Source organism: Cellulophaga baltica 18 (genome assembly GCF_000468615.2).
Lineage (GTDB): Bacteria > Bacteroidota > Bacteroidia > Flavobacteriales > Flavobacteriaceae > Cellulophaga > Cellulophaga baltica.
In genome coordinates this window covers 2472314-2483889 of sequence record NZ_CP009976.1, presented here as the reverse complement: position 1 = coordinate 2483889, position 11576 = coordinate 2472314, and the positions used below count along the sequence as shown (strand labels likewise).

12 protein-coding genes are annotated in these 11576 nt (G+C 34.6%); 4 read left to right on the top strand and 8 right to left on the bottom strand.

All coding sequences use genetic code 11. The features are described 5' to 3' along the window. Positions 1-74 precede the first annotated feature (74 nt). On the top strand, positions 75-977 hold the full coding sequence (locus tag M666_RS10475) for an aldose epimerase family protein (protein WP_029445813.1): 903 nt from the start codon (positions 75-77) through the stop codon (positions 975-977). Positions 978-1031: 54 nt separating this feature from the next. Here M666_RS10475 and M666_RS10470 read toward each other — a convergent pair whose 3' ends face one another. Beyond that, positions 1032-1457 (bottom strand): organic hydroperoxide resistance protein, encoded by a 426-nt coding sequence (locus M666_RS10470; protein ID WP_024479932.1) that lies wholly within the window; start codon positions 1455-1457, stop codon positions 1032-1034. Between the two features lie 122 nt (positions 1458-1579). Between M666_RS10470 and meaB the strand changes: the two genes are divergently transcribed. Genes meaB through M666_RS10455 form a run of 3 tightly spaced genes read left to right on the top strand, consistent with a single transcriptional unit; the run spans position 1580 to position 4514 of the window. Further along, the gene (gene meaB / locus M666_RS10465; protein WP_025614502.1) at positions 1580-2671 is read left to right on the top strand and encodes a methylmalonyl Co-A mutase-associated GTPase MeaB; all 1092 of its coding nucleotides are present in this window, start codon (positions 1580-1582) and stop codon (positions 2669-2671) included. A 33-nt stretch (positions 2672-2704) separates the two neighbouring features. After that, on the top strand, positions 2705-3661 hold the full coding sequence (locus M666_RS10460) for a glycosyltransferase family 2 protein (RefSeq protein ID WP_024479930.1): 957 nt from the start codon (positions 2705-2707) through the stop codon (positions 3659-3661). Next, the gene (locus M666_RS10455) at positions 3645-4514 is read left to right on the top strand and encodes a lysylphosphatidylglycerol synthase transmembrane domain-containing protein (RefSeq protein WP_029445812.1); all 870 of its coding nucleotides are present in this window, start codon (positions 3645-3647) and stop codon (positions 4512-4514) included. Before M666_RS10460 ends, M666_RS10455 begins: the two co-directional genes overlap by 17 nt. Here M666_RS10455 and M666_RS10450 read toward each other — a convergent pair. The 7 genes from M666_RS10450 to mnmA form a co-directional block, all read right to left on the bottom strand. Then, entirely contained in the window at positions 4511-6172 is a 1662-nt protein-coding gene (locus tag M666_RS10450; protein WP_029445811.1) for an ArnT family glycosyltransferase, read from the bottom strand. The genes M666_RS10455 and M666_RS10450 overlap by 4 nt on opposite strands. After that, positions 6169-6738, bottom strand: coding sequence for a phosphatase PAP2 family protein (locus M666_RS10445; RefSeq protein ID WP_029445810.1), 570 nt, complete (start codon positions 6736-6738; stop codon positions 6169-6171). The genes M666_RS10450 and M666_RS10445 overlap by 4 nt, the downstream gene beginning before the upstream one ends. Positions 6739-6743: 5 nt before the next feature. Beyond that, the gene (locus M666_RS10440) at positions 6744-6971 is read right to left on the bottom strand and encodes a DUF8828 family protein (RefSeq protein ID WP_013551396.1); all 228 of its coding nucleotides are present in this window, start codon (positions 6969-6971) and stop codon (positions 6744-6746) included. A 74-nt stretch (positions 6972-7045) separates the two neighbouring features. Continuing rightward, complete coding sequence (locus M666_RS10435; RefSeq protein WP_029445809.1) at positions 7046-8416, bottom strand: MATE family efflux transporter; 1371 nt, start codon at positions 8414-8416, stop codon at positions 7046-7048. A gap of 79 nt (positions 8417-8495) precedes the next feature. Beyond that, entirely contained in the window at positions 8496-9269 is a 774-nt protein-coding gene (gene mazG / locus M666_RS10430; RefSeq protein WP_029445808.1) for a nucleoside triphosphate pyrophosphohydrolase, read from the bottom strand. A gap of 13 nt (positions 9270-9282) precedes the next feature. Then, on the bottom strand, positions 9283-10224 hold the full coding sequence (locus tag M666_RS10425; RefSeq protein ID WP_029445807.1) for an NAD(P)H-dependent flavin oxidoreductase: 942 nt from the start codon (positions 10222-10224) through the stop codon (positions 9283-9285). Between the two features lie 3 nt (positions 10225-10227). After that, positions 10228-11418, bottom strand: a complete 1191-nt coding sequence (gene mnmA, locus M666_RS10420) for a tRNA 2-thiouridine(34) synthase MnmA (RefSeq protein WP_029445806.1) — start codon at positions 11416-11418, stop codon at positions 10228-10230. Between the last annotated feature and the right edge of the window lie 158 nt (positions 11419-11576).

The following is an 11576-nucleotide window of genomic DNA, read 5'->3' as shown; positions in this document are numbered from 1 at the left end:
TTGTTATCTTAAAGACGATGACTTTATTGCAGTGTTGCAAAAAAGTTTAGATTTGTTTTATAAAATTTTCTGTTTTGATTCAAAATACAATTAAAAATGACAAAATTGAGCTGACGGTTCTTGATTTTGGTGCTATTATTCAAAAGATAATCGTAAAAGATAAAAATGGGACTCCAACAAATATGGTTGTGGGTTTTGATGAACCAGAAGATTACTTAAACAACCCAATGTTTTTAGGTGCTTGCATAGGGCGCTATGCTGGAAGAATCTCTCAAGGGGGATTTTCACTAGATGGTAAAACATACCCTATTCATGAAGAAGACGGCGTTCATTTACATGGCGGAATTGCGGGTTTTAACACAAAAACATTTGAGGTAACTCATGTAAATCACGGCACGAAACCTTTCATACAACTTTCTTATGTAAGTGAACATTTAGAAGAAGGCTATCCCGGAAATTTAAACGTAACGGTTACTTACACCTTAGATGATGATGCATTAATCATAACGCATGAAGCTAGCACTGACCAAAAAACAGTAGTTAATTTAACCAATCACTCCTATTTTAAATTAGATACTACAGAAGAGGTAAATCATTATACCTTACAATTAGATTGCTCAAAGGTTTTAGCTACTCATGACAATCTTATCCCTACTGGAGAATTAATAGAGGTATCTAAAACAAACTATGATTTTTTAGAACGTACACCACTAGCAAATACTAGACTAGATACTCCATTTGTAATTGATAAGCGTCATGAAATTTGCGCATCGGCCTATTCAGAAATTTCAGGTATTACGCTGGAAGTAACCACCAACCAACCGGCAGTTGTAATTTACACTCCGGAAACAACAGGTTCTATCTGTTTTGAAACTCAAAATTATCCTGACGCTCCCAATCATCCTAATTTTCCATCAAGCGTGCTAACACCTGAAGACACCTATTATAACCAATCTACTTTTAGATTTAAAGTATAAAAAAAAGCCCGTATTAACGGGCTTTCCTATTATAATCTGATTTATCAACCTGCGTTATTCATCTAAAAGCAAATTAAGATTTACGGTGATATTATCTCTTGTAGCTTTACTGTAAGGACAAATTTCATGAGCGGCATTGATTAACTCCTCTCCTTTTTCCTTATCTACTGTTGGTAAATATGCGTCTAAGGTAGCCTCAATATTAAAACCGTCCTCATCTTTACCAAAACCAATAATCGCAGTAACACTAAAATCTCCTAAATCATCTACTCCATTGTCCTTAGCTACTGCTTGAAGGGCACCAGCAAAGCAAGTTGAATATGCGGCCGCAAATAATTGTTCTGGATTTGTATATTTCTCTTCAATAGGATCTTTTCCATTTGGCATCTTCACATCTAAATCAATCAATCCGCCTTCGGTTGTTACATGACCAGATCTACCACCTGTATTTGTTGCACTTGACTCAAATATTGTTTTCATTTCAATTTATTTTAACGTTTAAGACCATAATATACTAATAGAAGAAACGCTTACGAAAAATGAATTATTAAATTTGTGTGAATGTTTCACAAAAAACCTTATTTTCCTAAAAATCACGTATCATCTCTTTGAAAAAAAACAATAAAATATCTGCATTAGAAGAAAAAGAAGGAATACATCTTACCGATGTTTCTAATGAAGCCTCTATTGCTAAAATAAAAAACTTTAGAAAAAGACAACCTTCAGTAGCTTCTCTAATTCAAGGAATACGCGATGGAGATAAAACAGCCTTAAGCAGAGCCATCACCTTAGTAGAAAGTAAAAATAAAACGCATTTAGTGCAAGCAAATCAAATTATTGAAGCTTGTATTGCAGATAAAAAAAACACCTTACGTATTGGCATCACAGGAGTTCCCGGTGTTGGAAAAAGTACTTTTATTGAAGCCTTGGGTAAATATCTTACGAATCAAGGAAAAAAAGTAGCTGTTTTAGCCGTAGACCCTACAAGCTCTTTGAGTAAAGGAAGTATTTTAGGTGACAAAACTAGAATGGAAGTTTTGGTAAGAGATGAAAATGCTTTTATAAGACCCTCTCCCTCTGGAGATTCTTTAGGAGGTGTCGCTAGAAAAACAAGAGAATCTATTATTCTATGTGAAGCTGCTCATTTTGATGTTATTCTAATTGAAACTGTAGGAGTTGGCCAAAGTGAAACAGCAGTTCACGGTATGGTAGACTTTTTTTTACTCTTAAAGCTTGCCGGAGCAGGAGATGAATTACAAGGTATAAAAAGAGGTATCATGGAAATGACCGATACCATTGTGATTAATAAAGCGGATGGCAAGAATAAACAAGCTGCGAATCTAGCAAAAATAGAATTTACTCGGGCGCTACATTTTTATCCTCCAAAAGAAAATGGTTGGGTGCCTAAAGTGCTACAATGTTCTGCTTTAGAAAATGAAGGTATTTCTGAAGTATGGCAGACCATTCTAAACTTTAAAGATGCTACTGCTGACGCTATCTATGACAAAAGAAAATACCAGAATAAGTTTTGGCTTCTACAAACCATAGAAGATAATTTAAAAATGCAGTTTTATGAAGATACTGCAATACAACAGCAGCTAGAGCAACTTACTACACTGGTAATGAACGCCAAAGTGTCTCCGTTTGTTGCTGCTGAGCAATTGCTGGCCTTACATCAAAAAAAACTTAAATAAAAAGCATAAATTTGCAGCTTCAATTTAATTACTATGACTGTTTTAACTGATGCGCTTCTTTCTATTGTTGTTCCTTTATATAACGAAGAAGACAATGTTGTTTTGCTTACGGAGAAAATCCATGAAAGTTTGGTTGGTTACAACTATCAAATTATCTACATCGATGATTTTTCTAAGGATGCCACACGCATGGTTGTTAAAAAAATGAATGATCAAAAAGTTCACTTAATAGAATTGAAGAAAAATTATGGCCAAAGCTTGGCATTGGCTGCAGGTATAGATTATGCCGAAGGAGATTATATTATCACTATGGATGGTGATTTACAAAATGATCCAAGCGATATTCCCGAGATGTTGTCTTATGCTATTGAAGGCGAGTATGATTTAATTACTGGTATTCGTCAAAAAAGAAAAGATTCTCTAGTTAAGAAAATCCCTTCTAAGATTGCCAACTTTTTAGTAAGACGTGTCACCAAGTTAGACATTAAAGATAATGGTTGCGCTTTAAAAGTTTTCACAAAAGATATTGCGAAGGACTTAAATTTGTACGGTGAAATGCATCGTTTTATTACGCTATTAGCACATTTAGAAGGCGCACAGATAAAGCAAGTTCCTGTAAAACACCATGCTAGGCATGCAGGAGTTTCTAAATATGGTTTAGAAAGAGTATTTAAAGTTATTGCCGACATGATGTTGTTATTATTCATTCGTAAATACTTTCAAAGACCCATTCACTTATTTGGAATATTCGGTGTTTTACTAATGCTTTTAGGGGGCTTAATTAATATCTACTTGTTAGTTATAAAATTAATGGGCGAAGATATTGGAAATCGTCCTCTTTTAATTTTTGGTTTGATGTTTATTCTTGCTGGGATACAACTATTCACTATAGGAATTGTTATGGAGTTATTAATTAGAACCTACTATGAATCTCAACAGAAGCGACCATACCGAATTAAAAAAATTCTTGTAGGTGATAAAGCCCAATAAAAAAATAGTTACAGCACTTAAAATTAGTATAAGTGCCGTATTACTCTATTTTGTTTTTACAAAAATTAATTATACAGATGTTTTTAGTACGTTAAAAAAAACGAACCCATACTACTTAGGCTTGGCTGCGCTTTTTTTTATTATTTCTAAAGTAGTTTCTGCTTATAGAGTCAACCTCTATTTTCACTTATTACATGTATTCTTGACTCCTTTAAGTAATTTAAAACTGTACGCTTTAGGTATGTTTTACAATTTGTTTCTACCAGGAGGTATTGGTGGCGATGCCTACAAAGGATACATAATTAAAAAAGAGTTCCCAGTAGACACTAAAAGAATTGTAGCTGTATTGGTATTAGATCGTTTAAGCGGTTTGTTATTACTTTTTATATACGCATGCCTACTTATTACTTTTCTAGATGTAAGCTTCTTAAACGCTATTGAAATCTATGCTGTAGCTGCAATAGTTTTAAGTATCGTCGTGTTTTATGTTCTTACTAAAAAGTTTTTCAACTATGTGCTTCCCATTTTTTGGAAAACATTTGGGTATTCTGCTTTGGTGCAATTAGCACAATTAATAAGCGTCTTATTTATATTAAAAGCATTGAATTTTGAAAGTAATACGGTAGCCTATCTCTTTATCTTTCTTATATCGTCTATTGTATCTGTAATTCCGTTAACCATTGGCGGAATAGGAAGTAGAGAATTAACTTTCTTCTATGGAGCAACACTCTTAAATTTAGATGAGAACACTTCTATAAGTATCAGTATGGTATTTTTCTTAATTACAGCAGCCGTATCTTTTATAGGAATATATTACCACTTTAAAAGACCTAAGCTACAAACCAAGTCTTAATTCACAATATGAATCAAATATTTGTGCTTAATTACTTTCTTGCGTGTCGCAGGATTTAAAAACCTACCCTGAAGTCTAGTTATTCTAAAATCATCCACTTCATATTGTTGATCCCAGTCAAAACCAATATCTCGGAGTTGCAGTAATTCTTCTTCCGAAATATACACCCATGAATCTTCACTATCTTCCAAAGCATCTACTTTAGTAATTTGAACAGGTTTCTGATTGTAAAAATCTAAAGACCATGTGTGTTCTTCCGTTAGTTTAAAAATTTTATCTACTGGAATATCATTCTTAGAAATTACTTTTGCCATAGCAGAACCAGCTTGATATTCTAATAAATTAGGGTAAAAGTGAAAATTTAAAACTGAATTAATCAATACAGAAGCTAGCGCAGCGATAGTAACAATCCTAATGGCATAAGCTTCTCTTTTTAGTGTGAAATAGACGCCAATTACACCCGCTACAGCAAACAAAATATAGGATATAACAGACTCAAATTCGAACACGTAAAAGCAAAATAAGGAAACTACGACGAAGATAAGGCCGAATATAAAATACTGAACCCCTAAAATAATTTTTATCGTTTTATCCTGAGAGTGTACATTTAAACTATGCAAGTATGAGGCAGTAAGTATCGCAAATAAAGGAATTATAATGTTCAAATAATGCGGCAATTTAAATTGTGCAAAACTAATTAGTATAAAAATTAAGGTAATACCTCCTAAGGTTAGAAATTCATATTTAGGCTTATAGGCAAACTTGAGTTTTATAAATGTCTTTACTCGACAATAATAAGCGACCAAACCTATTACCGTCCATGGTAAAAATACCCACAAAAAGGTATGAAAAAAGAAAAAATAATCGCTACTGTTTTTTCCAATTCCTTCACCACTCATGCGTTCAAAACTTTGTTCCCAAAGAATAAAAAATATACCGCTCCTATTGCTACGGCCACGAATAATTTTTTCTGGATGTAGATCAAACTGAAGGTAATATGCATATAATATTGGTCCAATAGTTACTGCAAAAACTACAATAGCCACAAGAACACGCCAGTTTATAAATTGCATCCATTTGCGGGTATATGCCAAATGGCATAAAATAGGTAGTCCTAAAACAACCAAAGCTATTTGGCCCTTTGTAGAAAAAGCTATCCCAGCCCCAAAAGCTCCTAAGACAATATTTAAAAGAGAATTTTTATTGATATAACTAGTTAATTGCCAGAGTGCAAAAATTGTAAACCCCGTTAAAACAGCATCTGTTCTAACATCTATTACAGATAAAACAATAGTTTGAGAGGTAAGAAAAATTAGTGCGGCAGTTTTACCTACATACTCATTATACAACAATTTACCAAGACCGAAGCAACTATAAGCCCCTAAGAAAATGGCTAGCATTCCTGGAATTCTGTACGCCCAATCATGAAGCCCAAAAATTTTAAAAGATAATGCCGCAAGCCAATAGTGCATGTGTGGCTTATCTAAGTACTCATTAGTTCCTTTTATTAAATTTATAAAATCGTTTTCTTGAACCATTCTCATGGCCATTACTGCAAATTGCGCTGAATCATTTTCAAACAATGTAGAAAATAGTCCCGCTATATATACGACACTTATAAGAAACAATAAAAGCCAATACCTTGTATTAGATATCATAAACTAATCTTCTGAGTTGCAAATATATACAACTTTATAAATAACCAACTAAAAATGAAACCAATTACACCACCTGTTAGTACATCTAATGGAAAATGGACTCCAATATAGATGCGACTGTATGCCACTAAAAACGCCCAAAAAAGTAGTAAATAACCTATGAATTTAAATTTTTCTTTTAATAACGATCCTAAAAATAGGGCAATCGCAAAAGAATTAGAAGCATGAGCAGAAAAATAACCATATTGACCTCCACAAGATTTTTTAACCAAACGCACCAAATGCCCAATCTCTTCATCGTGGCAAGGCCTTAAACGTTTAAAACCATACTTAAATAGATTTGCAACTTGATCTGTAACCGTTATCATTAAGGCAACTACAACGAGTAAAATAAGTGTTTTCTTTAAACCGTAAGATTTATAAAAAAGAAAAGCTAATACTAAATAAAGCGGAATAGAACTCAATTTATTGGTTATAAACAGCCAAAAGGCATCCCAATTTGTAATTCCTAAATGATTTAAAAAGAGGAAAAGATTTTTATCGTATTGTAAAAGCTCTTCTAGCATCTGAATTATTCTTCGTAACGAGCTACCTCTCTATCATAAAAAGCTGTTGCCTGTTCTATAAGGTTCTCAGCTTCAGATTCTAATTCGTTCTCATCGTCTGCTGTAAAATCTTCTAACCACTCTACTTCATCATTCTCCAGATTAATGATAAACCTTGGATACTCTGTATGTATTACGAATATTGCGGTTGGGTAATCTGTATTATCGCCTAATAAGAATTTAGGAAACTCCATAGTTATTTTTTTAAGGGTGTTAAAAATACAATTATTTGATTGAAATTGATCAACTTATAGCCTTTAAAAGAAAATTATACTGCGGCTATTTTCTTTTTTGTTTGGGTATTAAATCTAATATATAACAAGATTGCAGAGGCTGTTAAGCCTGCTAATAAACCTATCCAAATACCTATACTTTTTAATTCTGTATACAAGCTCAAATAATAGCTTGTTGGAAACCCAATCATCCAATAGGCAACAAAGGTTATAAACGTAGGCACTTTTACATCCTGCAAGCCTCTTAAAGCTCCTAATATGACAACTTGTAATCCGTCTGATATCTGAAAAATAGCGGCAACAACTAAGAGCTGCGCTGCTATAGAAATCACTTCCATATTATCTACCTGATTGGCAACATCATCTACATTTAAGTATATAGTGGGTAGCCACTGATTAAAAATAAAGAAGATTGCTGCAAATACAATCTCTAACAAAAATGTTAAGAAAAATATCGAAATTGCTATACGCCTCAATGATTTAAAATCAGACAATCCTTTTTGGTTCCCTACCCGTATCATAGCGGCAACACCTAATCCCATTCCTACCATGAATGTCATACTAGAAAGGTTTAATGCTATTTGATTTGCGGCCTGATGATTTTTTCCAAGTACGCCACTCAACCAGACGGCAGAAGTAAAAATTCCAACTTCAAAAAACATTTGTAAAGCCGAAGGAAAACCAAGGTTTATAATTTTACTCATGACTTTATCCTCCAACTTGGCAAAATTAAAGCCTGTAACGTAGTCATGAAATTTCTTTTTACTACGTAATAGAAGCCAAATAAATAAAACCATAATCACCCGAGAAGCCAGCGTACCTATTGCTGCACCTACAATACCCATTTTAGGAAATCCTAGATTACCAAAAATTAAAAGATAGTTTAGTGTTATGTTCACCACGTTTGCTATAATCGTAGCATACATAGGATATTTAGTCTGAGACAGACCTTCGGAGAATTGCTTAAATGCTTGAAATATAATTAAAGGCACTAATGACAAGGCCACTAGATCTAGATACGGTAAGGCTAATTCTACGACCTCTGGAGGTTGCTTCATTAAATACATAACCGGTTTGGCTAACATAATGACCCCAAATAAAAGCAAGCCTAAAATAGTACATAGTAGTAACCCATGTTTCAAGGCGCTTTTTCCGTCTTCTTTTTTTCCTGCAGCATCTGCTTCTGCCACTAAAGGGGTAATTGCCGTAGAAAATCCAATTCCTAAAGACATGGCTACGAAAACAAAACTATTTCCAAGAGATACCGCTGCCAATTCTGCCGTACCCAACTGCCCTACCATGATATTATCTGCTAGTTGCACAAAAGTATGCCCCAGCATTCCCATAATAACAGGAACCGCAAGAGTCAGATTGTATTTAAATTCTTTAGTATATTGCTGTAACAAAGGGCTATTTATTTATTGGGCGGTAAAGATACGTGCTTCCTTTTTCTAATTCTTTGAATTAAAATTCTTTATTTAAATTTTAATGTTTTTTAGCTTCTTCCCAGAAAACATCCATCTCTGCCAGGGTCATATCCTGTAATTCCTTACCCAAGGTTTTTGCTTTACTTTCCAAATATTGAAATCTTCCTATAAATTTTTTATTTGTACGTTCCAAGGCATTTTCTGGATTTATTTTTAAGAAACGTGCGTAGTTGACCATCGAGAAAAATACATCTCCGAATTCTGCCTCCATCGCATCCGCATCTTTCTTTTCTACCTCTACTTGCAGTTCTTGTAATTCTTCTTGCACTTTTTCCCAAACCTGCTCTGGTTTTTCCCAATCAAAACCAACACCGGCAACCTTATCCTGTATTCTACTTGCTTTGACCAAAGCAGGCAATCCTTTGGGAACACCTTCTAAAACGCTAGTTTTCCCTTCATTAAGCTTTAATTTTTCCCAATTCTGTTTAACTTCCTCTTCATTCGCTACTTGTACATCGCCATAGATATGTGGGTGTCTATGAATTAATTTATCACAGATTTCATTTGCCACATCGGCAATATCAAAATCATTGGTCTCACTACCAATTTTTGCATAAAAAATGATGTGTAGCAACACATCTCCTAGTTCTTTTTTTACTTCTTGTAAATCATTCTCCAGGATAGCATCTCCTAATTCGTAGGTTTCCTCGATAGTTAAATGTCGCAAGGTTTCCATGGTCTGCTTTTTATCCCACGGACATTGCGCCCTTAATTCATCCATTATAGTTAGTAAGCGATCAAATGCTTCCAATTGTTTTTTACGCGAATTCATTATGCTATGTTCTTTATAAGGTACTTACTCTGGCTTTTGCTGTATTGTATTCTTGAACCATGTCTTCAATAATATTTTTTGCGGGTTTAATATCATGAATTATAGCAGATACCTGACCTATCTCTAATTCGCCCTCCTCCATATCGCCTTCAAACATGCCGCGTTTTGCACGCGCTCTTCCTAACAAAGTTATCAAGTCTTCTTTGGTTGTACCTGCTACATACTTGGCTTGTATATCTTCATAGAATTTATTTTTAAGCAGACGTACAGGAGCCAGTTCTTTTAATGTTAAATGTGTATCTCCTTCCTTAGCTGCAACTACGCTATCTTTAAAAGATTGGTGAGACGATGCTTCTGTACTCGCTACAAAACGACTCCCTACTTGTACCCCATCTGCTCCCAAAATCATTACCGCTAACATAGCATTTCCAGTAGCAATACCACCAGCAGCGATCAAGGGTATTTTAATTTTTTCTTTTACGGAAGGAATAAGTGTTAGTGTCGTGGTTTCATCTCTACCATTATGACCACCAGCTTCAAAACCTTCGGCTACAATAGCATCTACACCCGCTTCTTGTGCTTTTAAAGCAAACTTTACGCTACTTACTACATGTACTACGATAATTCCTCTTTCTTTAAAAAAAGAAGTCCATGTCTTAGGATTACCGGCAGAAGTGAAGACAATTTTCACCCCTAGTTCTGTAATGATATTCATTAGTTGATCTAAATCTGGATACAACATAGGTATATTCACCGCAAAAGGTTTATCTGTTGCTTTTTGGCATTTAATAATATGCTCTCGCAAGACTTCTGGATACATAGACCCCGCACCAATAACTCCTAGACCACCAGCATTAGAGACTGCAGAAGCCAAACGCCAACCGCTAGCCCAGATCATCCCTCCTTGTATAATAGGATATTGAATATCAAATAATTCTGTTATTCTATTTTGCATCATTTATGAGATTACACCTGAACCTATTAGATCATCCTCTAGATACCAAGCTACAAATTGACCTTCGGTTATTGCTGATTGTTTTTCTTCAAAATCTACATACATCCCTCCTTCAACCTTATACAAGGTTGCTTTCTGCAACTCTTGGCGGTAACGTATACGTGCCAGCACTTGCATAGAATCATCAGTTTTAAGGGCTAAATCTGTTCGTACCCAATGTAATTCTTCATTTGAAACAAACAAAGTTCTCCTGTATAAGCCTGGATGAGTTTTACCTTGCCCTGTGTAAATGACATTTTCATCAACATCTGTTTCTATTACGAACAAAGGTTCTTTAGTACCACCAACATCTAATCCTTTACGCTGCCCTTTGGTAAAATAATGCGCCCCTTGATGGTTTCCTACAACTTTTCCGTCTGTTACTTGATAGCTTGGCTTTTTAGAAAAATAAGCCAATTCTTCCTGCTTAGAAGAAAACTCAGAAGGCGCTGCATCAAATTGCGAAATCGTAGAAGGTACTTCTACTATCACCCCTTTTTGGGGTTTCAACTTTTGTTGTAAAAAATCTGGCAACCGCACTTTACCTATAAAGCAAAGCCCTTGCGAATCTTTTTTATCTGCCGTAATCAATTCATTTTCCGCAGCTATTTTACGCACCTCTGGCTTTAACAACTCGCCTATAGGGAAAAGTGTTTTTGCCAACTGCTCTTGTGATAACTGACACAAAAAGTATGATTGATCTTTATTAGGATCTTTCCCAGCCAACAATTGATACGTTTCTGAACCATCCTTATTCTCAATGGTTCCTTTTCTACAATAATGGCCTGTTGCCACAAAATCTGCACCCAATTGCAGCGCAATTTTCATGAAAACATCAAATTTTATTTCTCGATTACAAAGAACATCAGGGTTTGGTGTACGCCCTTTAGCATATTCATCAAACATATAATCAACGATACGCTCTTTGTATTCTACACTCAAATCTACCGTCTGAAAAGGTATTCCTAATTTTTCAGCAACAATCATCGCATCATTACTGTCTTCTAACCAAGGACATTCATCTGATATGGTTACCGTATCATCATGCCAATTTTTCATAAAAAGACCAATCACCTCGTACCCTTGCGCTTTTAATAAATACGCAGCAACACTAGAATCAACACCACCCGAAAGGCCTACAACAACTTTTTTCATTTTTTAAATAAATAGGAGCACAAAAATACAAAATTAGATGCTCAAAAACACGTACTCGCAGGCTCAGTTCCTAATTTCATTTCTGTTCCTTTAATTTAAAAGAGACAAGAATTCGATTAAACAATTCATGTTATTTTGTTAAACTTTTATTAAAATTA